Consider the following 25,029-nt stretch of genomic DNA (forward strand, 5'->3'; position numbering starts at 1 on the left):
TAGATTAAAATCCGAAACTAAGTCCCTTTAAAAGAATGGCGCCTTCTACAACGACCTTGTCACCTTTGGTCAAACCTTCCAGAACGTTGACTCTTTCTCTAGTGGAGATGCCAAGAACGACTTCCCTTCTGAAAAATTCGTGGGCGGTTTCTTCTACGAATACATAATTTTTACCTTCTACAGTAACTACCGAATTGAAAGGAATGACCACTGAGTCACTTCCTGTTTCTTCTGGAAATCTTACCGTAGCAAACATTCCAGGTTTTAATCTATAACCTTCGTTTTTGATCGCGATCCTGACTTTTACAGTTCTTGTATAAGGATCCACGTTATCTCCCAATGCTTCAGCGGTCCCTAACCATTCCTGGTTCGGAAAGGAGTTGAATACTACCTTGACCCTTCTTCCTTTCTGCAGACTGGAAAGTTGGGATTCTGGAACGTCCGAAATGATCCAAGCTGTTTGGCCTGGTGCTTTTTTGATCAATGCAGGATTTAAACCCACAGCTCTCAGTTTTCCTTCGAACTCTGCGAATTCAGCCTCATCGTTATTCACTTCGGTTTCTGCTTCTACCAAATCTTTTTCGGTAGCGACCCGATGTTTGAACATATCTTTGATACGATCCAAATTTTTGCGGGATCTGTTCAGACTGTTCTTGGCATGAACATAGCCTACATACAGATCGTTCAATTCCGCAGATTCGAATAATACGATCTGTTCCGAATCAGATACGGAAGGAGAAGTAGTGGCAATCAGCCTTGCAGGAGCTTCTACATTTACGAACTCTCCCGGTTTGCCGATCTCAGCACTTTTGATAATCTCGAGTCCCGGACTATTCTCCTTGAACTCAATCCTTTCTCCATGATCATGGACGATCGCTTTCTGAGGGCGAGGCGGAGTCTTCTTTCCACCCTTGTTTAATGTAAAAGAAACGATGGAAACGGAAACAGCCGCCACCAGAACGATTAATAAAATTCTAAGTTTGTTAGATGATGGAATCATTTCGAGCCCCCTTCCTTAGCACCACCGGATTCTCCGTTGGATTTGTAACTTGGGACGATCAGCCCCGTTCCGACCGAGTAATTTACTCCTTCGATCGCTTCCATTCTATCCGTTTGGAGGCGTAACATTTCCACGATACTGGATCTGTATGTTTCGAAGAAGTCGGCGAATTCTAAAATAGATATATAACGTTTTTCGTAACTAAGGATCATATCCTCCGCTAGATCGGCGTAGTCCTTAGTGTAAGTGTTTCTGAACTTTTTGTAGAGATCGTCTTTTGCTTTCGCAGTAGCCAAGGCAACGCTCACATCGTTCTCTACTTCCAAGATCAGGTTTTTTAGTTCCTGTTTTCTGACTTGGATGGATTTTTCGGCAGCCTTGATATTACCTTGGTTCCTATCGAAGATCGGAATATTCAACTGCGCGGTAATCCCCCAATAGTTCTGGAAGGCGGTTCCCCCTCTGTTATACATAGGGCCGAAGGCAAGATCCGGGATCGCGTTTGCATGTTGCAATTCCAGGTTTGCTTCTTCATATCTTAATGCCTGGACCGCTTTTTTCAGGTCGGGCCTGTATTCCCGGGCCTTAGCAAGCATATTATCTAATTTTAATCCTTCCATGGTCGCTTTTTCAACGAAGTCCAGGTCCAGAACGGGAACGATTGCAACTGATTGGTTTTTATAAGTGTCTTCGTTCAATAAAACTCGTAGGTCAGCTTCCTTCTCTAGGACCTTGATCCTGAGATCTTCTCTTTCTTTTCGTAAGAAAAATAGAAGTGCCTTTAAACGTAGAACTTCAGACTGAAGAACCGCTCTTCTTTTTTGGGCGAGTTCCGCGGAGTTTACCGTTTTATCCAAAGCGATCAGACTTTTGTCGTAAAATGCGATCGCGTCCCTGTAATAATGAATAAAGTAGAATGTCCTACGCAGTTTTGTAATGAGCGCTCTTGCAAGATCGTAAAATTCCTGCTCGCTCATCTTAGCGCTTAGCTCTGCGACTCTGATCCTTTTGTCTATCTTACCGCCGAGCAAGAATACTTGTTGGATCTGCACCACTGTTTGTCCCGATCTGGTAAAATCGAAATAACGTTGTGTAGGCTCCGCGAAAATACTCTGATCCACGAAAATATTCGGGTTCGCATATAGACCTGCTTGCTCTATCCCCGCTTTTCTCGCGTCGATATTAAACTTAGAAGCAAGTAATAGAAGGTTATTCTTCCAAAGAAGTTCTTCTGCCTTGGCAAGTTCTAATCGAACTTGTGTCCTTTCCTGATCTCCGGAAGCTGCAGCGATCTTTGCATCCGTATACAAAGTTTCACCACTCCCAGGAGCACCATCCGGTAAAGGATCCGGCTGAGAAACGGTCTGATTCGTCGCCCAGACCAAGATTAGGAACGTTAGTATCTTTTTATTCATAGTTGTACGAAGTTATCCCTGAAGATAGCTTTTGCTTATGCAAGACTCCCCTATGGAACGATGCCAATAGACCTATGGCGCGAAAATCGTTCCGAAGTAATATAAAACCGATTAAGCCAGGCTAGGTGGGGGGAGATTTGTTAGGGAAAAGTGGAGAAGTCGGTCCGATCTGTATCGACCGTTTACAAATACGATCTTAGAAACAAATGTGGATGGAGTCCAAGGGTAGCTGGATGACGCATCTACGAGAAAGTCAGCAAATCTGCTGTCTCTTTCTCTAGCTTGTGTATAAACTAATCCTTCGGAATCCGTAAGATCCGATTCAATGGCGGTGGAAATGTTTTTCTTTGTTTGGGATAAAGAAATAGCCCGGCTCTCTAGGTCTTTATCCACCCATTCCAAAGTGGAAGAAAAGACTACCAGAGCAATCTGTAGAAAGATCAGCAGAATGAAAGGTATGCGCCGCACTATTATGCCAAAAGAATATAGACGATTATTCCGTCAATCCTTAGTATATATTACGAAGAAACGTTAGCTATTCCAATCTGTTTTTTGTTGAATTAAATGGAAGATGTACTAACGATTTGGACTAGGTGGAGTATAACCCACGTGGACTACTGTACCTCGTTGAAAACGTATTAAGATCTCTCTATCAGGTCTGGAACCTTCAGCAAATTTAGAAACAGGCCTATAATAAAGCCATTCCTCCATCCCAGGGGCCCAATTATTCACGACCCTTTTTTCATCCGGCTCCCCGAGCTTACCTTTTACGAATAATTTGTTTTGGTAGAGAAGAGATTGGATCAGTTGAGCGCGAATATAAATGTTCGCGGAAGCTTCTGCCGTTTTTGCATCTACATTTTGTCCCAATAAATTGACATCAGCATCCGGAATGGATTTGAGAACGAACTCCTTGCATTTTGCATCGTCTGCAAACGTCCCCATACATTCGGAATACAATTGCGCAGGACTTTTACTTTCTCTCGCCCCCGCGCCATCTCCGGAGAGATAAGCGCATTGAGAGAAAGTTATAATACAAAATGGAAATAGGAGCTTAATATTCATTTTCGTTTTCTCCGACTGGTTTTCCTTTCGGAACCTCCGCCTCCGGAAGCCACAGGCAATGCCTCTGCTGCAAGATTTTTAGGTTTAGCTCCCTGTAATTCTTGGAAGCCTCCAGTCAGTTCTTGTCCTACTTTTTTATACTCTTTTTTCTCTTCAGGCAACTGAGTTTTTTCGGTAACTTCGACACGGAGTAAGAAACTAACGATCTCATACTTCATGTTCTCGATCGCTTGGTCGAATAATCGGAAACCTTGTAGTTTATATTCTACAAGCGGGTTCTTTTCTCCATAACCTACCGTCCAGATACCTTCTCTCAAGTGGTCCATGGAATACAGATGTTCTTTCCAACGATGGTCCAGAATATCTAAGAAAATATTTCTTTCTAAAAGTTTCCAAACGTCCGCGCCTATACGATCCGCTTTCTCTTGGTAGAAAGTTTGGGCGGCATTATTCAAAGCATCAAAAATAGCTAATTGAGGATTTTTAGATTTTCTAATGGCATCTTGGTCCACCTTCCAAGGAAGTCCTAGACCTTCGAACCATTCTTTTAAAACATCCAATTCCCAACCGTTAGGATTTCCTCCCTCGCAGGTGGCGACCACTTGGGCTTCTATCATTTCTTCTAAGAAACTTTTTGCCTGACCGGTTACGTCTCCGCCTTCTAGGACCTCGTTTCTCATTTTATAGATCACGATCCTTTGGCGGTTCATTACATCGTCGTATTCCAAAAGGTGCTTACGGATGTCGAAGTTATGACCTTCTACCCTTTTTTGGGCTCTGGCGATTGCGTTAGACACCATCGGGTGCTCTATCTCTTGTCCTTCCGGCATCTTAAGTCTTTCCATGATGCCTGCGATCCTATCGGATCCGAAAATCCTCATTAGATCGTCTTGTAAGGAAAGATAGAATCGACTAGAACCTGGATCTCCCTGACGACCGGAACGACCCCGAAGCTGGTTGTCGATCCTTCTCGCCTCGTGTCTTTCGGTTCCTAAAATATGAAGACCGCCCGCTTCCAAAACTTCTTCGTGATTCTTTCTCCAGATCTTTGCACTGGTCAGGATCTCATTTGCTTTGGATTTTTTTGACTGAGAATCCAATCTTTGGGAAATAGATTCTGCTCTATCAAAATCAGCACGAACTACAGCTTCTTTAAATTCTGTGATCACCGGATCGGATTCTTTCCAAGATTCCAGACTTTCTTTAAATAACTGAGCTCCACCCAATACGATGTCAGTTCCCCTTCCCGCCATGTTCGTAGCGATGGTAACAGCTGCAGGTTTTCCTGCGTTTGCGATGATCTCTGCTTCTTTTTCATGGAACTTTGCGTTTAATACATTATGAGCAATTCCGGCCTGAGCCAGAAGTCTTGCGAGAACTTCCGATTTTTCAATGGAGATTGTTCCTACAAGCACAGGTTGTTTTTTATCTCTGCATTCTTTAATCTCGTTCAAGATTGCGGTGAACTTTTCTTTTTCAGTTCTATACACTCTATCGGCTGCGTCCTTTCTTTGGACTGGAACGTTCGGAGGGATTACGATCACATCTAAATTATAGATCTTATGAAATTCTTCCGCTTCCGTATCAGCAGTTCCAGTCATACCGGAAAGTTTTTCGTACAATCTGAAATAGTTCTGGAAGGTAATACTTGCGAGAGTTTGGGATTCTCTAGCGATAGGAACCCCTTCTTTTGCTTCGAGAGCCTGGTGCAATCCGTCCGAATATCTTCGACCGGACATCAAACGACCGGTGAACTCATCTACGATAATCACTTCTCCGTTTTGGACTACATAGTCCACATCTCTCTGGAATATTTTATGCGCCTTTAAAGCCTGGTGAACGTGATGAACTAGATCCACATTTTGAGGAGCGTATAAGTTCTCGATCCCAAGGATCTCTTCCACATGGGCCACACCCTTTTCTGTCATCAGAGTGTTTTTGGCCTTCTCATCCTTCTCGTAATCCTCACCTTCGATGAGTCTAGGAATGATCTTGTCTATACGAGTATATTTGTCTGTGGATTCGTCGGAAGGACCGGAGATAATAAGTGGAGTCCTCGCCTCGTCGATCAGGATCGAGTCCACCTCGTCCACGATCGCAAAAAAATGAGATCTCTGCACCTTATGATCAATATGAGAAACCATATTGTCTCTCAGATAATCGAAACCATATTCGTTATTGGTCCCGTATGTGATATCGGAAGAGTAAGCGTTCTTACGATCATCGTGTTCCATATCGTGTTGGATAATTCCCACGGATAATTCCAAGAAATCGTAAATCGGTTTCATCCAAAGTGCGTCTCTTCTTGCCAGGTAATCGTTCACTGTAACCACATGAACCCCTTTACCAGCGAGCGCATTCAGATATACTGCTAAGGTAGAAGTAAGAGTTTTACCTTCCCCAGTCTTCATCTCGGAGATATTTCCCCAATGAAGAGCGATCCCTCCCATCATCTGCACATCGAAATGGCGCATCCCTAATTTTCTTAAGGCGGCTTCTCTTACGGTAGCAAACGCTTCCGGAAGAATATCATCCAAGGTCTCTCCTTTCGCGAGTCTTTCTTTAAACTTTCTAGTTTGAGAAGAAAGTTCAGAATCGCTAAGAGAACGCATGGACTCTTCCAAAGAATTGATTTGGACTACAATCGGAGTGAGTCTTTTGAGGTCTCTTTCGTATTTACTTCCGAATAAAACCCTGAGTATTTTCTGAATCATGTATGCACCATCAATCGTTTCGTCTTATAAATAGTCCCGGGAATTCGGGACATTGGATAGAAATATTATAATTCCAAAATTCCTTCAAAGAGCGCTCTGCCAGCTCTTTCCATCTGAGACCTAAGATCTTCCGTTTCGGGTCCGGGAATCCATCCTGCTTTTTTGATAAACTCAGAATGTATATTCTTCCAAACGTTTAACATATTCTCTGTTACTTCCAGATGGCATTGGATACCGAAAACCCGATCCTCATATCCAAACATCTGGTTAGAATAGAAACTTCCTTGTAATAAATGATCCGCGCCTTTCGGGATCTCGAATATATCCTCATGTAAATGGAATGCTGGGAAACTAGAAGTTCCATTCAATTTAGAAAATGCAGGATGAGATGGATTCACTAGTTTCACGTCAGAGAAGCCTACTTCTGGCCCCTTCTCCCCTTCGTATACCTTAGCACCTAAAACGGTTGCTAAGATCTGAGAACCCAAGCAGATCCCGATCACCTTCTTATCTTTCATAGATACCAAGTGAGATGCAAGCTCTAGCCAAGGTTTAAAAAATTTATGCTGATTAGGATCATGTACGGTTTGAGGCCCGCCCAAGAATACTACCAAATCGAACATCTGGTGAGCTGCCGGAACGATATGTACTCGTTCGTCGTACGCGTTATGATAAGTAATCCTATAATTCCTAGCTTGCAAAGAATCTAATAGAGTTCCCGGACCTTCGCAATCCTTGAACCGAACGATGAGACATCTCATGATTGGCCGGCCATTCTTTTGAAGAAGATCACTTTCATAGTTTTAGGGATTTTATTCGGGTCGGACTCTTCACTGATCGGACCGATAAAATTATAATATAAGATCAAAGGTTTCGTTTTGAATAGAAGTGTTTCAGGAGTTCCGGTCACTAGTCCTTCTGTACGATCCACTTTGAAAGGGGGCTTCATTATGAGGACCGGAACTTGGATGCCGAATTTTTTTACTTCTTCTTTCATCAGAACTGCTGCTTCTTTCATCTTTTGTTCCGTAGAAAGAGCTTCCGGATTATCGAAAAATATATCCGGGTCCACGATCATGTATAACTTGATATGAGGAGATTTTTTCAGTTCTGCATTCAGATAATTTAAAACTGGGATTTCCTTAATACAAGGAAGACAATTTGGTCCGTACACATTCAGTGCGATACGATCCGCGGCAATGTCGCCGATACGGATATTTTCACCTTCCAAACTAATGCCTTCAAAATTTTGGACACCTAGATTGGATTGTTCTGAGGGAGCACATACGGTAAGAAGGCTCGCTATTAATAAAAGGGTTAGGCGGAAGAAAATCCCCTTGGAAAAGGGAAAACTAAGCCTGGAATCGGAGTTGGCCTGAGAATCCATGGGCGATTACCAAAATTGAAGATTCTCCCCAGAATTCAAGGAATAAACAAGATATAAGGGATTGACAGAGAGGGGAAATTGAGAATGATGGTAGTTTCAAAGGCCTCTATCCCCTTTCAGGAATACAAAATGACCCAAAACCAGAATTCAGAATTCGATATTGTAACTTTGATTGAACTGGCCAAAAAAAACAAGTACGAAAGAGCCGTAGCCGGCTTTCAAATCCTGGATAGAATCGACAGGCTCGAATTACCCAAAAAAATCAAAGGACGCAAACTTGCCGTCCAAGCGATGTTCGCACTCGCAAACGAAGAAGTTCAGTATAAATACGTAACTAAAGAAGAAAGAGCCGCAATCGAAGCGGAAGCACAAGGAAACGGAGCCACTTATTCCCAATTCAACGGACTATTCGAAGCTCCTCAAGCTCCCATCGCAGAAGAAGATACGGAAGAAGATTTCATTCCGGAAGAAGCTGCGAAACCTCTTATGGACATGGAAGATGGTGAAGAGGGAGAATCCTACGAAGAGGAAGATGATTCCGATGACGACGAGGATGAAGAAGAGGAAGATGATGATGATTCCGACGAGGATGAGGACGAAGAAGACGAGGATTAAGCTATCTTTCAGCTTGTCCGGCAATCCGACGGTTCTCTGAATTTGAAGGAGGAAAATTCCTCCTTCCATCTACATTCTACACAAAATCCAATCAAAGAGGGAGAGAGAATCTCCCTTTCTATTCCTAAAACATTAGAAAATGACGAATTGCTAGTCCTAATCGGGATTGGTTGCGGCTATCATGCGATTTCTTATTTGAAATCTGTCGAAGTGCCTACAAAAATCCTATTACTGGAACCATTCTCAGAGTTAGAAACCCTAGTTGGACCCTTGCTTAAGGAAAAATTAGGCAACACTCCGGTATATTACGGTTGGGAGAAGTTTGAAAAATTAGATAGATCCGACTGGATGCCGACCGGCACCAAAAACTTACGAATTTTCATTCACCCGAATTATTCCAGACGTTATCCTGATCTAAGCCAGAGGATCGTTTTCTTCTTCCAAAAAAAAGGATCCGTTTCTCAAAACAAACTCGCTAAGCAGGAATTCGGAAGACTCTGGGTCAGAAACTTCTTCAGACATCTAAAAAAATCTTCTGAAACTCCAAACTCATATCATATCCTGGGTCGTTCTCTCGCTACAAAGCCAGGAAGGATCGGATGTTTTGTAGGAGCTTCGCCAAATTTAGAATCAGAGATCGATTGGATCCGGCAAAATCGTGAAAAATTCTTCTTACTGAGTTCAGACACTGCGCTCGGATATCTATTAGAAAACGGTATTCAACCTCATGGAGTGCTCTCAATAGACAGTGGACTTGGAACATTCTACCATTTTCCGGAAAATGTACCCGAAAATATTCCAATCTTCACTTGGTTTGGCGGAGCGTGTAGGATCTTCGACCTGAAAAACCCAAAAGTAATCTATCTTTCCACACATCCATTGGACCAGATCCTGGGTGCGAAATTTTATCCGAAGGCCCCGATCTTAGAAAATCCGACCTTGAATGTAGCCGGCCTCGCAGTTTCCTTACTCAAATCCTTAGGAGCGGAATCCGTTCTACTGAAAGGATTCGGATTCGATAGACAAGCAGGAAAGACACATTGCAGATCCACGGGTTACGAAAGATACGACAGATTCTTCATCGATCGTAAAAGAAGCCTCTATAATTCGAGATATACACCTGAATCTCGATGGAGAACAAGAACGAGTGTCCTAGAAATATTACAAAAATGGAGTCCTATCCCGATTCTTTCCGAAATGGGCTCGAGAATAGAAACATTCTCTGACTGGGAAAATTCTTTAGAGAACTACCCTTCTTCTTTTCCTGGTTCCGGACAAGAATGGAGAAAACTCTGCTCCGGAATTTCGGAACTTCCTAGTGAGATCCAAATCCTGCTCCCCAGAGAAATCAAACTCCTGGATCCCAGAACCTAATTTCCGTAGAAGATACTACAAGAAGAAGATTCTACTACTTGACATTCCGGGAGAATTCTCCAAAACTCTCTAGTTCCGGGAAACCGGCCAACCTTTCGGTCTAGGATTATGAATAAAGGTTATATTATTTGTGTCGATGATGAAGTGTCGGTACTGGAAACTCTCCAGGAACAGCTTCATAACGAGTTCGGAAAAACTCACGAGATCGAAACCGCAAGAAGCGCCGAGGAGGCACTAGCCTTATTGGATGAGATCCAAGCTTCCGGTTATGTGATCGAAGTTATCATTACGGATCAGGTGATGCCCGGTATGAAAGGCGCCGATTTTCTGGAATCGGTCCACAAACGGTCTCCAGATTCGATCAAAATTTTGCTCACCGGTCAGGCCGGTTTGGATTCCGCCATCCACGCGATAAATTTCGGGGGATTGAGCAGATACGTGGAAAAACCCTGGAACATAGAGGATCTAACAAAGGATATCCGATCTTTGATAGAGAAGTTCCGGCAGAACCTGGAGAATCAACATTTAGTCAATGAGCTTAACAGAAAAATTAAGGAACTCGAAGAAGAAAACCGCAAACTGCAGCAGACAGGCGAATAATAATCCCCTGGAGCGTTCCCGCTTTTTTTCCAAAACTGAAAAAGGGTTAATTTCCCTCGGAAGCATTTATGCTCTCTCCTTGGTGCTTTGCTTTCTTTCCTTCCACGAAATTTCTTCCAAAGAAGCTCCACCTAAGCCTAAATACACGGAAGAACAGATCCGCAAAAAGAAAGAAGTTCTCTACCAGATCCTAAAATACGGGACCACAAAAGAAAGAGCTAGCGCTCTCAGAGAACTAGAAGATTTTCCAAAAGAAGAAGCAGGAGAATTGTACGATCAAGTCGGAGTGATCCTTTCCAAGGATCCGGATTGGTCCATGAAGATCTATGCACTTCGAATTTCCAGCATTCTAAAACTTACCCAATTCGAAAATAAGATCATCGCATTATTAAAACACGACCAACAAGATGTGCAGAAGGAAGCGGTCTATGTAGTCAAAAAACTAAAATTCGATTCAGGCATCCCGGTTATTACCGAACTACTCAAAAGCCAGGACTTCACCAAAAATTCGAATTTTTTGATCGCACTCATCGAAACCTTAGGAGAATTTCCTCAGGCAAACGAGGCATTCTCCGTATTAGAAGCAAGATTCCAGGAGAAGTTTAACGATCCGGAAGTAAGAGCCCAGATCGCACTCTATTTCGGAAAAGTAAAAAAATCTTCAATTGAGAATGTTCTGATCGCGGCAGTAAAAGATGAAAAGGAACCGATCACACTTAGAGCTTATTCAGTAAACGCACTCGGAAAGATCAAATCGGAAGCTGCTATCACTCCTCTCCGAGAACTTCTTGAAAAGATCCGGGCCTTAAAGTCCAAGAACGATATCCAAGATTACCAAGCGCTCAAGATCCATACGATCACCGCTCTTGTCTCCTTGGGAGATAAGGAAATTATAGAAGAATTATATTCATTCGCAAGAGACGACGATGCAATGGTCCGACTTCGCGCAATCAAACACTTGGCGGAAACGGAAGATCCAGCAGTTATCGAAATTTTAGAATACAAGGCACAAAGAGATCCTAGCGAAAAAGTAAAACGTGCCGCCCAAAACGCCTTAGACCAACTTCGTAAAAAACTAGATCCTAGTTTTGTTCCAGCAAACTCCGACTCTAAACCTACAAAGGACACCGGCACGCGAAAAGCGGGTGGACCCAGCTCCAGCTCTTCTTCCAGAAAATCCAGACCGAGTAGCGGAGGAGGAGAAGGTTCTAATCCAGTTCCGTTAAGCGGAGAAGGAAGCGGATCTTCTTCCGGCGGTGGATCTTCCAATCCAGGTGGCGGCTCAGGAGGTGGGAAACCATCCGGCGGAGAATCAGAGGACCTGGAAAACGATTAGTATGAAACGATTTCTTCTCCTATCCGCGATTCTTTGTTTCATACTAGCATCGGATGGGAGAAGATTGGATGCAGAACCCGCTGGAAACACTTACCGAGGGACCATCACTCTACAAGAACCTAGAGCGCTGGATCTAAAAGAATCCTTAACGGATTCTTCTCCCAATTATCCGGAAACGATCAAACTATATTACCAAGGTTTAAAGGAAAACTACGTAGTATTCTACGATTGGAACGGACATACTTTATATTATAAATATAGAGATAATAAATTCGATAAAAGATTAAGAAAATATGTTTCTAGGCTGGCGTCCGGCGCACCTTACGAGGTCACAGGAGAATACCAAGGAGTATTCGTATTCGAGAACAAAACCATCCGAAGATTCAAAAAAAAAGGAGAAGATACGCTCGCAGATAGAAAGGAAAAACAATCCATCCCTGTATTCCAGCTACTCAAATACAAAGAATTGATCTTAGAGGAAATCATCTTTTGATCCGATATCTCTTCTTCTTTCGAATTCTTCCGTTCTTCCTTCTCCTCGTCAGCTTATCTGTAGATCCAGTTCCTTTAGATCCTGACCAAAAAGTATACCAACCGGGAGAAACATTCGTCGAAGATTTTATCAAAATCGATTTCCCGGAAAAAGCTCTCGTCCGCACCGACTCCAGAAAACGTTGGAGAGCGGTTCCGCTCAAAGACAGACCCTGGCTTGCCATCTGGCGAAAACTGGACCGAGTCGGAGAAGAAACCCTCGGAACCAAGGTATTGGAAGCGGTGTTTCCGGAGACTACACCCGAAAAATTCAGTATCTACAGGACGGAGATCCTACGTTGGTCCAAAGAGGACAATTCGGGAGGAAACCCACTCCAGCTCTATTTCTTTCTGCTCCGAAAAGAAGACAAGGCCTACACATTCTACATCGCATTTTACAAAGAACGCCATGACCTGAAAGAATGGTTTTCAAATCCAAACCGTTACTTGAACCCACAGTAAAATCGACTTGCTAGGAGGCGTGGTCCTCAAAAAATGGAGCCTCCGGGCCTATAGCTCAGTTGGTTAGAGCAGCAGACTCATAATCTGCGGGTCGAAGGTTCAAGTCCTTCTGGGCCCAAAGTTTTCCTCTCATTCGTTCATACTGCAGATTCAAAATCTCCGGGTTGCAGGTTCAAGTCCTTCTGGGCCCAAGAAATAATTCCCTACAATCAAAATTAAGTTCCAGAAGGACTTGAAGCTTTCGAGCGAAAGCGTTTATAGCGACCCATAGGGAGCGTAAATAAACGCGTGCCGAGTCCATGGATGGATGAAGGAGCGAGAAAGACGCCGTGGAGCCAAGTCGAGCAGGATGCGAGACTGCCTAACGGCAAGTCCTTCTGGGCCCAAAGTTTTCTTCTCATTCGTTCATACAGCAGATTCAAAATCTGCGGGTTGCAGGTGCAAGTCCTCTTCCTTATACTGCAGTAGATCCTACCCTCCTACCCCATGATCCAAATTGGTTCTCAAAAACCAATCCACCCCAAAATATAAAAAGATACTTCCCGAATAATATAGGAGAAAGAAGACCCATTTCCATCTGGAGCCGTAACCTAAACCGAAGTAGATGAACAAAAACTCATTCAAAACAAGACATAAACTCTATAATGCGACAGAATAAGGTAAAGAAATCTTAATATTATGTCTTTTGCATTAGTTTTTCCTAAAACTCAAGCTCTTAGAAACCAGTCTAAATTTTTCGGTTTTGCTTGCTCTCTTAATTGGGATAACGTAAATTGTGTCATAATCTTGAAATTCGTCAAAACTTTGACACAGTTTACGTTAGGAGAAATTCGGGATGATTCAGACGGTTGAAAAAATTTTTAGAGAATACTTTCCCATCCCGGAAGAAAGAAAGAAAACCATTCTTCTTGTGGAGGATGAGGCAATCATTGCTCTCTCCGAAACTCAAAGATTAAAAAAGAATGGGTTCAGAGTTATCTCCGCTTCCTCGGCAGAAGAAGCAGTTCAAATAGCGACTAACGATTATACCATCGACTTAGTTCTTATGGACATAGATCTAGGAAGAGAAGAAGACGGAACCGACGCCGCTGTCCGCATCCTGAAAACAAGGGACATCCCTATCGTATTTCTATCCAGTCATACAGAACCCGAGATCGTTGAAAAAACTGAAAAGATCACTTCTTACGGTTACGTTGTTAAAAATTCCGGAGAAACTGTTCTAATCGCATCCATCAAGATGGCGTTCAAATTGTATGAGTCCCATCTTCGATTAAAAAGAAGTGAAGAATCCTTAAAAGAAAACCAAGAACTTCTAAAGGCAACTTTAAGATCCATAGGAGACGGAGTTATTTCCGCGGACGAGTTAGGCAATATTACGGATATGAACTACGTTGCGGAGACCCTAACCGGTTGGACTAGATCGGAAGCGATCGGAGAGCCTATCGAAAGAGTTTTTAAAATTGTTAACGCAAAAACCAAAAGAAGAATGAGAAACTCTGTGGATCCATTGGTGCCCAAGGAAAAAAACATGGGCCTGGACAACCAAGCATTACTCATTTCTAAAACAGGTTCGGAACATAGGATTGCTGAAAGTTCTGCGCCTATCCTCTCTGAAAAAGGATATACAATAGGTTCCGTTTTGGTCTTCCGGGATATTTCCAAAGAATACTCACTATTGGAGAATATTAAAGAAAGTGAATCTAGATTTAAGATCGTAGCGAATGCAGCTCCAGTTATGATCTGGGTTTCCGGCTTGGATAAAAAATGCAATTGGTTCAACCAAACCTGGTTAGACTTTACCGGAAGAAGTATGGAGCAAGAACTTGGGGATGGCTGGGCAGAAGGCGTTCATCCAAACGACTTAGAAGAATGTTTTCAGATTTATTCCAGTCATTTCGACGAAAGACAACCTTTCAGTATGACCTATCGTTTGAAAAATCATAACGGGGACTGGAGATGGATCCAAGACAATGGACTCCCTATTACTAATGAATCAGGCATTTTTACCGGTTTTATCGGATCCTGCGTAGATATCACCGAAGCAAAAGCGGCCTTGGAAACCTTAGCAAAGGACCTTCACGAAAGAGATTATCTTTATAAAGAACTCCAACATCGGGTCAAAAATAGCATGAGTATGATCAGTTCTATAGTGGAGATAGAAGCATCCAGATCATCTGATGCTAAGCTGGAAAATACTTTAGAGAACCTAGTAAATCGTATCCATTCCGTTGGAAATTTGTATGAGATGTTATATACTTCTGACAATTCTCATTCTGTTCGTCTGGATCGTTATATCCAAAAGATCACCGAAAACCTATTGAATGCTTTCCAAGAAAAAACGAACGGGATCTCTCTACAACTCGATCTAAAAGATCTAGAAATAGATGTGAAAAGTGCAATTCCTCTCGGACTTATCTTAAATGAGCTAGTCACTAATATTTTCAAATATGCATTCCCCAAAAAGCAGGAAGGAAAAATTTCCATCCGACTTTTTAAAGAAGATTCTTGGGTAAACTTAGTCGTATCAGACAATGGAGTTCCTTTTCCAAAAGGATTCCGCACGGATTATTCTCCGGGCCTGGGTCTCCAACTTGTAAATATGTTAGTCGATCAGTTAAAGGGAAGCATTCAATGGAAATTAAATGGAGAGAAGGAAGTTTCGATCCGATTCTGTAACAAAGAAGAACATTCGGATGAATTTTCAGTCGTAAAATCTTAAAAATTTCTCCCTAATTTTTCCGAATTTCCTGCCAAAATTAGCCAGAATTCCAGATTGCCAACCTGTAGGGCGAAATGGAAACTTAATCTATGGACCAGACCCTAGCCCGAAAGGTCAACCCCAAGCCCCGCAGGAAAGGGAGCGCTTATGCGGTAGGAGCGGAAGATATCTATATCTTTCCACTTTCCGAAAGTACGAACTTATTTCTCCAAAAAGTTTGGACTGCATTCGTAAACAAGATGGTCTCCATGACCCTTCCGAATGGAAAACCAATATTCCAATATTCAATTTTCGAATCGATCCAAGATAAAAACCTAAAGATAGTAGCATCTGCCACTCATTTTAGAATGAAACAGGTGACCGATAGGATCGGTCTCCAAAGTATAGATGACTTTATCCGAACTACAATTCCGATCTCTATCCAAGATCCCGGAAATCTCTCTGCCAAATATTTGAGAGAAGCAATCCTCTCTGTGGAAAAAAAGGCAAGGCCGGAAGTTTATTTCCATAGTTTGGATGATGATAGGGTCCATCCCAACTTAAAGCAGCTTCTTACCAAAACAATGAACTATGCCGCGGGCATTCCATTGTTTGTGAAAGGTTTTCCGATCGGTATGTTATGGGGGATCCGCAGGGATAATATGAGTCCCGAACAGGAAGAAGAAGTCAGACAACAATTGTACAGTCTTTACGACGTAGTCGACTTTGTGATCTCCAAAGAGATGGGTGTAAAAGGAGATCCTTATTATGCGCGTAAGAATATTGAAAAGTCGGATCTCCATTCCAGAGCAAAACATCTATTCTATACCAGAGGTTTCGGCCAAGACGAACCTGTTACTACCATTGTTTTCGATTCTCATACCTACCAAAGATCTTATAGACTGGATGCGAGTTTTCTCATTCCTTCCGGAGACGGGTACTCTGTTAGTTTAAAACGTTTCGAACCAAAGGATAAGAACGATACAGGTAAGAACCTTCTTCTTATTCCGGGTTTCTTTTGCAGAAGGTCCGTAATGGACAAGGTGGCCAGAGAGTTATCACTCCGCCATGGGTATAGAGTTTTCTCCATGGATATGAGGGGAAGATCCAGAAGGACCCTGCCTCTTTTTGGGATCAGAGAAGGCTGGACAGTGGATGATTTCATCCAAGAGGACTTTCCTGCTGTTCTGCACTGGATCAAAGAGAATTTTCCGAACGAACAATTGGTAGTGGTCGGTCATAGTATGGGGGGAATGATCCCTCGTTTCTACTGTTCCGCATACGAAGAGATCGTAAAACGAAAACCAAACTCCCCTGTTCCGCTTACTCGTCCTGATGAATTGATCTCCGGAATTGTTTCCATCACCTCTCCGAATTTCGTGAGACTTCAGGCTCAAATTCCGGGTCTGGACATTCTAAAAATGGGACTAAAACTGGTTCCTTCTAAAACGATCTCAGATTTTCTTTTCGATCTGACTTCTTTTTCCCTACAAACAACTCTCCCCACGGTGGATCTGAATAAGTTTTTTAAATTTCTTCTTGGACTACATTCCTCTTTGAGAGCAGTCTCTTTCGATCTGCATGCAAAAGTTGTAAACCTAAGAGACTTCGTGGGTTATAAACAGATTTCTCCTCCCGAATGGTATTTTCTGATCGAAGATATTTTTTGCGAAGAATCCACAAAAGTAGTTCTCCAGTTCCTAAGATCTCAATTGAGTCAGGACAGATCCTTTCTTTCCTACGACGGAACTTTGGATTATACCGCGCTCCAAAAAAATCTGCAGATCCCACTTTTTTCCGTTCTGGGTTCCGTGGACAAAGTAGTTCCGAGCGAGACAATCGAGAACGATCTTGCTGCACTTCCTCACAAAAAAAATAAGATTCTTTCGTACGAACAGGGTCACTTAGGTATCGTTTTCCACATGCCGGTTGTTAAAGAAATGTGTTCCGAAATTGACTCCTGGATAAAAGGATTGGACTCGACTTGATCCCCAGGTTTAGAACGCTTGACATTTCGGGAAACGAAAGATAGGTTCAAATACTAGGAAATGGATCTTTTGGAAGCGACCATATATAATATCTCTCTCACGAACGTGGGCTTTGCCGTATTTTTAAAGGCAAAGGACGATTCGGATCAGAGGGTTGTTCCGATTTTTATCGGCCCTTTAGAAACACATTCCATTACTTCGGTTTTAGAAGGTACAAAACCTCCAAGACCGATGACCCATGATCTGATGACAATTTTACTCACTACTCTGGGAGTGCAGATCGTGAAGATCGCAATCGAAGAGATCATAGACAATACTTTTTATGCAAAGATCACTCTACGTAAAGACGAGGAATTGATTGTGCTCGACGCTAGGCCGAGTGATTCGATCGCACTCGCTCTTCGCGCTAATGCTCCGATTTATCTGGCAAAAAAAGTCATCGAAGAAGCAGGGATCGTGATGAAGGACGACGAGATCCCTGGAGAGACCATCGGAAAAGAAAAAATTTCCCAATTGCCTAAGTCCCAGTTGGAGATCCTACAGGACTCTCTGGACAATGCCCTAAAAGCGGAAGATTACGAGACTGCCGCTAAGATCAGGGATCAGATCCGTAAACTTCTGGAAAATCCCTCCTAATTTCTTTTCAAATCCGTAAAAAATCGGATTTTTCTTCCGAACATACTGGACCTAAGTCCTTTCCTTCTGTATCCTTGGTTCCCTTGGAGCAACAATCATGGAAAAATCTTTAATGGACATCCTAAACGCCGGAATCGCTTTATTTCAATCCGGAGAAGATAAACTAAAACAGAGCCTTTCTGATCTCGACCATGCCTACCAGGATCTCAAGAGCAAGGGAGCTCAGAACCAATCGGAACAAGCAAACAGGCTCAGGGACCTGATCCAGAAAACTGTGGGCGACGCTCAGGATAAGTTACTGAATGCAAACGAAAGTTCTAAAGCTGTGATCAGTCAGCTCAAAGAGAATTTCGAAAAAATTTCGACACAAATTGACGAGGCTCTCCCGGAAGAATTTAAAGCTAAGGCTAAGTCTGCATTAGAAGAGCTAAAAAAACTCACTAAAAAGTAAAATTCGGAAAACTTGATAAAAGCTGTGGCTTAGAAAAATTCGGGACAAAGAAAGCGGGTCCCGGATACTAGGCCTGATCTTATTCAGGCCACTCGTAATGAGGAAACAATCCTTCATATTAATACTTACAGTCTTCATTGACATGATGGGATTTTCCCTCATCTTCCCTATCTTTCCGGAAACATTAAATCATTTCTTGGCCCAGGCAGGAGATCCTGTCTTAGATCTTTTGGCAGGTTGGACTTCCCGCATTTTGGACGGAAGGACAAGCGACTGGAAACTTTTTGTGGCTCTCTTTGGTGGGATCGTAGCAAGTTTATATTCTATCCTTCAATTTTTGTTCTCACCTATTTGGGGAAAACTTTCAGATAGTACCGGGAGACGACCGGTTCTAGTTTTTACCTGCACAGGAAGTTTTCTAGGATACCTTGTTTGGCTTTTCTCCGGAAGTTTTTCCTTATTCGTTCTTTCTAGAATAGTCACTGGTCTTATGGGTGGGAATGTTTCTGTGGCAACTGCTGCGATGGCGGACTCCACTTCAGAACAGGACAGAACAAAAGGAATGGGAATGATAGGCGCCGGGATCGGTCTTGGATTTATCGCCGGTCCTTCCATCGGTGGGATTTTAGCTCATACTGATCCTTCTTATCTTCTTCCTTTTCTACCATTGGAGAAGATGACAATCTTCCCTTCCGTCGCCTTGATGGCAACCGCTGCATCTTTTGTAAATTTACTCTTAATACTTTTCAGATTCAGAGAAACTCTTCCTCATAATTTACGTAAAAAATCGGAAGGCAGAATTCACCCTGCATTGGGAGTTTTTGATCTTGGTTCCAGAGAGATCATGTATTTGGGATTCCTAAATTTATATTTTCTTCTCTTCTTCTCCGGATTCGAATTCTCTCTGAATTTTTATTTGGATCAATTCTTAGGATATAAACCGGTAAGTATAGGTTACACTTTCGTATATATAGGACTGATCATAGTTTTTGTACAAGGTGGAATTATCCGCAGGATCAGCGGAAAAGTCGCGGAAAAAAAAGTAGGACTTCTCGCCGCTGTATTCTTGATATTAGGATTTTCTTTCTTATATTTTTCAAGCACGTCTGTAATAGCTTCCGAACAATCCACATTCTTACTTTTCGTGGCATTGACCTTCTTGGCTATGGGCAGCGCATTCTTAAATCCAACTGTCTCTTCTATCGTTTCCTTATTCTCTTCTCCAAGTGAACAGGGAAAAAATTTGGGGATCTTAAGAAGTTTAGGATCTTTCGGAAGAGGGATCTCGCCTATCTTATTCAGCGTAGTGTATTCCCAAAAAGGACCTCAGATTTCTTTCTTGGTATCTGGGATCTTAAGTTTTATTTTCTTAGGCCTGTTCATGTTTGTAAAACAGCCGCCTTCTAAGAATTAAAGAACTGCGTTTAAAGCTTCTTTCAATCTATTGAAGTGTAAATTTTCGTCCAGCTTGGATCCATTCTCCAATCTAAGTAAGAATGTGTCCCGCACCTGGCCTGAATCCGTTACCGCTTTAAAGGAAAGAATATCTACTCCGAATAAGAATAAGATCTGAGAGATTTCGAATAAGATCCCTGGTCTATCTTCCATTCTAAGATCCATTACTGTAGAATCGCTGATCTCGGAGTTGAATAGGAAAATTTCCGGTGCATTCTCCACCTTGGCTCTTAAACTTTCCATCTTTTCAGGATGATTTGACAGATAGTTCATTACGGACATTCCACCATAAAACAACTCGTGAAGATCCGCATGAATCGCATTCAGATGTTCGTCCGTCATAGGAGAACCATCTATACGTTTCACTATGAAGATGTCCTGGATATAACCATCCGTAGATGTTTCGGCGATCGCTTCTTCTATATTCCAACCATGAACATAGAGAACTGCGGTAACCCTATAAATGATCCCTATCTCATTTTTGGAAATATTGACCTTTAGGGCATAGGCCTCGCCCCTAGGAATGCAAGAGAGGTGCAGAGGTTTTCCTGGAGTAGTGATCATCGGATACCTTTGATGCTAAATGCTGAATTCCTGAACATTCTATCCATTGGAACCCAGACTTTTGCATTCTACTAACAATACTGCAAAAGGCGTGCCTTTTTTATAATTACTTAAAATAAAATAAGGGAAATTGAAAGCCCGGTCGGTTCCCGGGCCTCACTTTTAGGGTAAGCTATTTTATAAAGCGAACTTGATACCAAGGTTCGCTGAATAGATCTTATCGTCGGTAGCCATTGCCTCTGCCAAAACCTTGAACATCAATATGTTCAATTCAAAACCACCTACGAAATAGTTCATCTGGGTTCTAACGTCGGCAGAGCCGCTAGTCCTTAAGGATAGTGTACCGCTTGCATTACCGTTCATCTGTTGGATGATCTCAGGAGGAAGACCGGAAGCGTTAGGATCTAAAGCCAAATATAGAGGGCCGCTTACTCCTAAATTCAATTTGGTATATCCAGTATTATTCGAAATACCAGCTCCCGCAAACAAGGTTAAGATATAGAAGAGTCGAACCCCCGTTCTAATATCTACAGGAACGGATTGCACCTTCGATTGATAAGCGAAGTTAACATCCGCATCCCATCTACCTGTTGCAGGACCGAACTCTACTTTGACAGCATCTGTTCCACTTGGATGATAATTCATATTGATCTCTTCCCATTTTCTATGGAAACCGATCCCCAAACTAATACCTGTAAATCCGAAGAAGTCCAGTTTAGTATACCTTTCTCTTGCGATCTGGAATCGGACAGTCATTCCGAAACTGTTTACATTCCCTGACATGGACAGATCCTTGGAAGTGGAATCACTCAAAGATTTTATATCACCGTTAGCGATATTACCTTGGAAACCATGGGCATAAATATTGATCCTATGTAGAAAGGATCTACCGGAGTTTTTATTCTTTTCGTCCGGATCCGCTTGATCCGCAGGTCCCTGTCCGAGTAACCATCCTAGGTTTACACCCGCCATTACCGCTGGGTTGATCGAAGCTCCTACATTCGGGAACTTAGGAATAGAAATATCGCTGTATTGGATATTGATATCGTCCTTTTGGACTCCGGCAACTCCAAGGCCCGCTCCCACTTGGAAACGGTTGATGGTCCCTGGTCCCATCATAGAAGCATTGATATTGGCGAGAACGGATGCGTCCGCCATGGACTTGGTCAGTTCGTTTAGATATTCTTTACGAATGGTTTCTTCCAAACCATTGAACTGAGCCGCTGTCGAGGCTGGGATTAGACTACAAACATTGTTTCCGGAAGCAGGAGGAATACAGGAAACCTGTGCTTCTGCGGAGGAAACCGGGATGAAATATAAGGAAGAAGCTAAGATAAGGAAGGCGGCATATCGAATATACCGCCCAATTCTACTCTCTAAAGGAGCCATTCGATCCATTTTACCCTTGGACGATGACTATTTCGAGATTATTTCAGAGTCCTAAACTTCCACCAATAATTTCTTTCATGATTTCGGTGGTTCCCGCATAAATCGTCTGGATCCTTGCATCCAAATACGCTCTTGCGATCGGGTATTCCATCATATAGCCGTATCCTCCGAAAAACTGGAGGCAGAGGTCAGTATGACGTTTTTGCATCTCTGTGGAATAATACTTAGCCATAGAAGCCTCTACGGTTAATTTTTTTCCTGCGATATGCTCCGAAACCACTTTGTCGACGAAGGTACGGCACATTTCCAGTTCCGTAGCCATCTCCGCCATTTGAAATTTGATGTGTTGAAAACTTCCGATCTTTTTCCCGAAAGCCATCCTCTCTTTAATATATTTTAGAGTCATTCTTTGCACTAGTGCAGTGGCTTCTACCGCTGCGATCGCTAGTACGAGACGCTCTTGAGCGAGTTTCATCATCAAATAACGGAAACCTTGTCCGTCTTTTCCGATTACGTTCTCTTTGGGAACTACTACGTCGTTGAAGTATAATTCCGAGGTATCCTGGGCTTTTAGTCCGATCTTCTCGAGATTACGGCCTCTTTCGAAACCTTTCATCCCCTCTTCTATCATAACAAGCGAAATCGTGCCGTTTTCATGTTTCACGGCGGTAATTACTAAATTTGCAAGCTGTCCGTTGGAAATAAATGTTTTTTGACCGTTGACCACATAATGGTCTCCTTTATCCACGGCAGAAGTCCTGAGACTTTTTAGATCAGAACCTGCTCCAGGCTCTGTCATAGCGACTGCTAAAATGCTGTCCCCGCTGCAACAACCAGGCAACCATCTCTTCTTTTGTTCTTCGTTCCCGTAAGCGCTGATATAAGGTGCGATTACATCGTTATGAAGGGATACGAAAAACCCGCTGTTTCCGGATCTGGAAGATTCCTCTATTACAACAACGTTATATAGAAAGTCCGCACCCGATCCACCGTATTCTTCCGGAACGTCCGGGCAAAGCAGTCCACTTGCTCCCGCTTTTTTCCAAAGTTCTTTCGGAACCATTCCGACTTTTTCCCATTCATGATGATGAGGAGCTACTTCAGTTTCGAAAAACTTGCGTGCCATATCGCGAAAAGCTTCATGCTCTTCGGTAAATTGTAGGACTCTTTCCATATATATCCCCCGTGTCAGTAGACGGTATTCATTCTCATGTAAACGCCGGGGTTCCGTTTAATGTACTGGATGAGTTCGTTCTGAGAAATAGAGAACAATTCCGTTTCTGATTCTGCTTGGAACGTGTAATTGGACACCAGTTTTTTAGACATCGCGTAGATCTCTCCCACGAAATCCCCGTCGGTCAACTCGGCTAATTTTTTGCCGTGTTGATATACGCTTACTTTTCCATGACGAATGATATATGCCTCGTGGTAAAACGCTTTTTCCGCGATAAGCACTGAACCTTTGTTCACCTTGGAAAGTCTCATGATCATCTCTAATTGAGTGACTTGATGGCTTGTAAGTCCTTTAAAATGGCGCGAATCTAACAGCGTTTTCCATGAGTTACTATCACGAATGCTGTTCAGTCGTATTAAGTTTTGTCTTAGGTCTGTATTTCTAATAAACTGTAAGAATTTATTCTTCTCTATTGTAAGAGCTACTACATCTGTTTCCGCAAAAACGTCCGCGGCTCTAGGAAGATCCAAAACTAGAGAAGCTTCTCCGAAATATTCGTACTGACCGTATCGTTTAATGGGTGCTATATCGGAATCCCCGAGGAGTCCTTCGAATTTTACGTTCCCGGAAGCGATGATATAGAATTTATCACCTGGAGTTCCCTTCTTGATAATCTGGTCTCCACGTTTGTATTTTTCATCGCGGACGATCAGTAGGAATTCCTTCGCTTTTTCGATCGGGAATCCGCTAAATATATCTATTTGGCTTAGGATATCGAGAAGGTTATAAGCCTCCATATGTTTTGGAGGAGTGATCTCAGGATAAACAGTGTTCTCTATTCCGAAACGGGCCAATTTCAATTTGGTCCCAGGAGGCATATCCGTTCTTGCGATATGATATACGGTGATCTTTTCCTGGATCTCAGGAGGAAGACTTGCTAGATAACTTACTCTTGTGTGAAGAGGAGGAATACCCGCCTCATGATAGATGATCCTTCTGTCCCAAGGAAATTCTTTTAAAAATTTCCAACGAGATTCAGGAAGAACTCCCTTCTCGTACATCTTATCGTGTACATCAGGTTCATTCAAATGATCAGATGTATACACAAAGGATTGGTCTTGGAAGAAGAACTCAAATCCTACAGAAGGGATCGAATGTAATGCATAATGAAAATTGAATTCTCCCCCATTGATCATCAAAGGTCTTCCGATGATGATTGGTTGGAAATGAAAAAGTTCCAGCAATTCCCTGCGTGGGATCTTAGTGAGAGCAGAATATTTTCGGATAAAACTTTCCATTACTGTTGCGGTGGCATGAATAGTGATCTTGGTCTCTTCCATAATTTTTTGGAAGGTTCCTGCGTCATGATCCGCATGGCAATGAGTGAGAATAACGTGGTTAATTAGTTTCGGATTCACATTGGACATGCGAAGCCACTCTGTCGAATTCACAGGCGGATCCACCATGATACCTTGGTGGTTTAACCAGATGATAAAGCCGGAAGTATTATCCTCAGGATCGAATCCGTGAGAAGGTCCAAGACAAGTGATCCCGAGTAAAGGAGCTTGGAAAGGTTCCTTTAGTCTATGACCGATCTCGTATTTTATATTAAATCCAACTTCTCCAGGGATCTCGGTCTCTTTCGTTCCATCAGTAATTCTAAAATCACCGGACGGAAGTTTACGTACCAAAACTTTTCCCAGGTTGACCATATTATCTCTATCGAATACTTGGAATTCGACTACATCGTCTAGTCCTTTGTATCCTCTGAAATAAGCCATCTCCGCTTTCATATCGGGAAAGCCGAAAGATTCCGCACCGTCTAAGTATTCAGATTCCAAATTGATCTCTTCCGGACCCATTAAGGATTCTTTAAGCACGGTGATAAGCTGATCTTTTTGTTCAGCGGTACAGATGATAGTGGTCTTTTTTTGTCTTAAGAAGAAGTTAAAGTAAATGGGGAATTCAAGCTCTGCCGTGCTGATCCCCTTTTCTACGTGGAAAAATTTATTAGGAAGTATAAATACCAGGGGAGTCTTTTTTTCGGCCATCGTGTCTTTGATGGTTTCGGGAGGAGAGCCGATCTGAAAGAAGCCCTCGCTTGTTTCAACTAGATACCCCCCTCTAGGAAGTTCTATATATCCCCTGGTTTGTTCTTTTAGCATGGAAAATTCC

General features: G+C 42.6%; 21 protein-coding genes, 1 tRNA gene and 1 pseudogene. 12 read left to right on the plus strand and 11 right to left on the minus strand.

The window, feature by feature from the left end; all coding sequences use genetic code 11:
- Positions 1–4: 4 nt before the first annotated feature.
- The 7 genes and pseudogenes from LPTSP_RS04235 to LPTSP_RS04265 form a co-directional block, all read right to left on the minus strand.
- Positions 5–1,000 (minus strand): efflux RND transporter periplasmic adaptor subunit, encoded by a 996-nt coding sequence (locus tag LPTSP_RS04235; protein ID WP_108927589.1) that lies wholly within the window; start codon positions 998–1,000, stop codon positions 5–7.
- Positions 997–2,280 (minus strand): annotated as a pseudogene (locus tag LPTSP_RS04240) (TolC family protein); the annotation flags it as partial. The pseudogene LPTSP_RS04240 and the gene LPTSP_RS04235, both read right to left, overlap by 4 nt.
- Before the next feature lie 246 nt (positions 2,281–2,526).
- Positions 2,527–2,883, minus strand: coding sequence for a hypothetical protein (locus LPTSP_RS04245; RefSeq protein WP_245915458.1), 357 nt, complete (start codon positions 2,881–2,883; stop codon positions 2,527–2,529).
- A gap of 108 nt (positions 2,884–2,991) precedes the next feature.
- The gene (locus tag LPTSP_RS04250; protein WP_108927591.1) at positions 2,992–3,480 is read right to left on the minus strand and encodes a hypothetical protein; all 489 of its coding nucleotides are present in this window, start codon (positions 3,478–3,480) and stop codon (positions 2,992–2,994) included.
- Positions 3,477–6,194, minus strand: a complete 2,718-nt coding sequence (gene secA / locus LPTSP_RS04255) for a preprotein translocase subunit SecA (RefSeq protein WP_108927592.1) — start codon at positions 6,192–6,194, stop codon at positions 3,477–3,479. Before secA ends, LPTSP_RS04250 begins: the two co-directional genes overlap by 4 nt.
- A gap of 65 nt (positions 6,195–6,259) precedes the next feature.
- Positions 6,260–6,955 (minus strand): type 1 glutamine amidotransferase, encoded by a 696-nt coding sequence (locus tag LPTSP_RS04260; RefSeq protein ID WP_108927593.1) that lies wholly within the window; start codon positions 6,953–6,955, stop codon positions 6,260–6,262.
- On the minus strand, positions 6,952–7,581 hold the full coding sequence (locus LPTSP_RS04265) for a TlpA family protein disulfide reductase (protein WP_108927594.1): 630 nt from the start codon (positions 7,579–7,581) through the stop codon (positions 6,952–6,954). The genes LPTSP_RS04260 and LPTSP_RS04265 overlap by 4 nt, the downstream gene beginning before the upstream one ends.
- 84 nt (positions 7,582–7,665) lie before the next feature.
- Here LPTSP_RS04265 and LPTSP_RS04270 point away from each other — a divergent pair, with 84 nt between their 5' ends.
- The 12 genes from LPTSP_RS04270 to LPTSP_RS04325 all read left to right on the plus strand — a co-directional run bounded on the left by LPTSP_RS04270 (position 7,666) and on the right by LPTSP_RS04325 (position 19,686).
- Positions 7,666–8,196 carry a DNA primase gene (locus tag LPTSP_RS04270; protein WP_108927595.1) on the plus strand — a complete coding sequence of 177 codons (531 nt, stop codon included), beginning with the start codon at positions 7,666–7,668 and terminating at the stop codon, positions 8,194–8,196.
- Between the two features lie 42 nt (positions 8,197–8,238).
- Positions 8,239–9,570 carry a 6-hydroxymethylpterin diphosphokinase MptE-like protein gene (locus LPTSP_RS04275; protein ID WP_108927596.1) on the plus strand — a complete coding sequence of 444 codons (1,332 nt, stop codon included), beginning with the start codon at positions 8,239–8,241 and terminating at the stop codon, positions 9,568–9,570.
- 108 nt (positions 9,571–9,678) lie between these two features.
- On the plus strand, positions 9,679–10,170 hold the full coding sequence (locus LPTSP_RS04280) for a response regulator (protein ID WP_108927597.1): 492 nt from the start codon (positions 9,679–9,681) through the stop codon (positions 10,168–10,170).
- 79 nt (positions 10,171–10,249) lie between these two features.
- Positions 10,250–11,506, plus strand: coding sequence for a HEAT repeat domain-containing protein (locus LPTSP_RS04285; RefSeq protein WP_174704423.1), 1,257 nt, complete (start codon positions 10,250–10,252; stop codon positions 11,504–11,506).
- A gap of 1 nt (position 11,507) precedes the next feature.
- Positions 11,508–11,999: an LIC_11959 family protein gene (locus tag LPTSP_RS04290; RefSeq protein ID WP_108927598.1), complete on the plus strand. Its 492-nt coding sequence runs from the start codon at positions 11,508–11,510 to the stop codon at positions 11,997–11,999.
- Positions 11,996–12,499 carry a hypothetical protein gene (locus LPTSP_RS04295; RefSeq protein ID WP_108927599.1) on the plus strand — a complete coding sequence of 168 codons (504 nt, stop codon included), beginning with the start codon at positions 11,996–11,998 and terminating at the stop codon, positions 12,497–12,499. The genes LPTSP_RS04290 and LPTSP_RS04295 overlap by 4 nt, the downstream gene beginning before the upstream one ends.
- A gap of 44 nt (positions 12,500–12,543) precedes the next feature.
- A tRNA-Ile gene (locus LPTSP_RS04300) sits at positions 12,544–12,617 on the plus strand.
- A gap of 717 nt (positions 12,618–13,334) precedes the next feature.
- Positions 13,335–15,218 carry a PAS domain S-box protein gene (locus tag LPTSP_RS04305; protein ID WP_108927600.1) on the plus strand — a complete coding sequence of 628 codons (1,884 nt, stop codon included), beginning with the start codon at positions 13,335–13,337 and terminating at the stop codon, positions 15,216–15,218.
- 89 nt (positions 15,219–15,307) lie between these two features.
- Positions 15,308–17,185 (plus strand): alpha/beta hydrolase, encoded by a 1,878-nt coding sequence (locus tag LPTSP_RS04310; RefSeq protein WP_108927601.1) that lies wholly within the window; start codon positions 15,308–15,310, stop codon positions 17,183–17,185.
- 60 nt (positions 17,186–17,245) lie between these two features.
- The gene (locus LPTSP_RS04315; protein ID WP_008592198.1) at positions 17,246–17,821 is read left to right on the plus strand and encodes a bifunctional nuclease domain-containing protein; all 576 of its coding nucleotides are present in this window, start codon (positions 17,246–17,248) and stop codon (positions 17,819–17,821) included.
- A 97-nt stretch (positions 17,822–17,918) separates the two neighbouring features.
- A complete protein-coding gene (locus LPTSP_RS04320; RefSeq protein ID WP_108927602.1) occupies positions 17,919–18,272 on the plus strand; it encodes a phasin-related domain-containing protein in 354 nt (117 codons plus the stop codon).
- Positions 18,273–18,369: 97 nt separating this feature from the next.
- The gene (locus LPTSP_RS04325) at positions 18,370–19,686 is read left to right on the plus strand and encodes an MFS transporter (protein WP_108927603.1); all 1,317 of its coding nucleotides are present in this window, start codon (positions 18,370–18,372) and stop codon (positions 19,684–19,686) included.
- Here LPTSP_RS04325 and LPTSP_RS04330 read toward each other — a convergent pair.
- From LPTSP_RS04330 to LPTSP_RS04345, 4 genes are all read right to left on the minus strand, one after another.
- A complete protein-coding gene (locus tag LPTSP_RS04330) occupies positions 19,683–20,291 on the minus strand; it encodes a hypothetical protein (RefSeq protein ID WP_108927604.1) in 609 nt (202 codons plus the stop codon). The genes LPTSP_RS04325 and LPTSP_RS04330 overlap by 4 nt on opposite strands.
- Before the next feature lie 177 nt (positions 20,292–20,468).
- Entirely contained in the window at positions 20,469–21,689 is a 1,221-nt protein-coding gene (locus LPTSP_RS04335) for an Lsa36 family surface (lipo)protein (protein WP_108927605.1), read from the minus strand.
- Between the two features lie 34 nt (positions 21,690–21,723).
- The gene (locus LPTSP_RS04340) at positions 21,724–22,854 is read right to left on the minus strand and encodes an acyl-CoA dehydrogenase family protein (protein WP_108927606.1); all 1,131 of its coding nucleotides are present in this window, start codon (positions 22,852–22,854) and stop codon (positions 21,724–21,726) included.
- Between the two features lie 14 nt (positions 22,855–22,868).
- Entirely contained in the window at positions 22,869–25,019 is a 2,151-nt protein-coding gene (locus LPTSP_RS04345; RefSeq protein WP_108927607.1) for a cAMP/cGMP-dependent 3',5'-cyclic-AMP/GMP phosphodiesterase, read from the minus strand.
- Positions 25,020–25,029 lie beyond the last annotated feature (10 nt).

Source organism: Leptospira johnsonii, from assembly GCF_003112675.1.
Taxonomy (GTDB): Bacteria; Spirochaetota; Leptospiria; order Leptospirales; family Leptospiraceae; genus Leptospira_B; species Leptospira_B johnsonii.

Coding starts and splice junctions, on each gene's coding strand:
- LPTSP_RS04340 (WP_108927606.1), bottom strand. CDS start 22,854: ATGGAAAGAGTCCTACAATTTACCGAAGAGCATGAAGCTTTTCGCGAT.
- LPTSP_RS04250 (WP_108927591.1), bottom strand. CDS start 3,480: ATGAATATTAAGCTCCTATTTCCATTTTGTATTATAACTTTCTCTCAA.
- LPTSP_RS04265 (WP_108927594.1), bottom strand. CDS start 7,581: ATGGATTCTCAGGCCAACTCCGATTCCAGGCTTAGTTTTCCCTTTTCC.
- LPTSP_RS04235 (WP_108927589.1), bottom strand. CDS start 1,000: ATGATTCCATCATCTAACAAACTTAGAATTTTATTAATCGTTCTGGTG.
- LPTSP_RS04315 (WP_008592198.1), top strand. CDS start 17,246: ATGGATCTTTTGGAAGCGACCATATATAATATCTCTCTCACGAACGTG.
- LPTSP_RS04305 (WP_108927600.1), top strand. CDS start 13,335: ATGATTCAGACGGTTGAAAAAATTTTTAGAGAATACTTTCCCATCCCG.
- LPTSP_RS04310 (WP_108927601.1), top strand. CDS start 15,308: ATGGACCAGACCCTAGCCCGAAAGGTCAACCCCAAGCCCCGCAGGAAA.
- LPTSP_RS04325 (WP_108927603.1), top strand. CDS start 18,370: ATGAGGAAACAATCCTTCATATTAATACTTACAGTCTTCATTGACATG.
- LPTSP_RS04320 (WP_108927602.1), top strand. CDS start 17,919: ATGGAAAAATCTTTAATGGACATCCTAAACGCCGGAATCGCTTTATTT.
- LPTSP_RS04280 (WP_108927597.1), top strand. CDS start 9,679: ATGAATAAAGGTTATATTATTTGTGTCGATGATGAAGTGTCGGTACTG.
- secA (WP_108927592.1), bottom strand. CDS start 6,194: ATGATTCAGAAAATACTCAGGGTTTTATTCGGAAGTAAATACGAAAGA.
- LPTSP_RS04330 (WP_108927604.1), bottom strand. CDS start 20,291: ATGATCACTACTCCAGGAAAACCTCTGCACCTCTCTTGCATTCCTAGG.
- LPTSP_RS04290 (WP_108927598.1), top strand. CDS start 11,508: ATGAAACGATTTCTTCTCCTATCCGCGATTCTTTGTTTCATACTAGCA.
- LPTSP_RS04270 (WP_108927595.1), top strand. CDS start 7,666: ATGATGGTAGTTTCAAAGGCCTCTATCCCCTTTCAGGAATACAAAATG.
- LPTSP_RS04260 (WP_108927593.1), bottom strand. CDS start 6,955: ATGAGATGTCTCATCGTTCGGTTCAAGGATTGCGAAGGTCCGGGAACT.
- LPTSP_RS04335 (WP_108927605.1), bottom strand. CDS start 21,689: ATGGATCGAATGGCTCCTTTAGAGAGTAGAATTGGGCGGTATATTCGA.
- LPTSP_RS04345 (WP_108927607.1), bottom strand. CDS start 25,019: ATGCTAAAAGAACAAACCAGGGGATATATAGAACTTCCTAGAGGGGGG.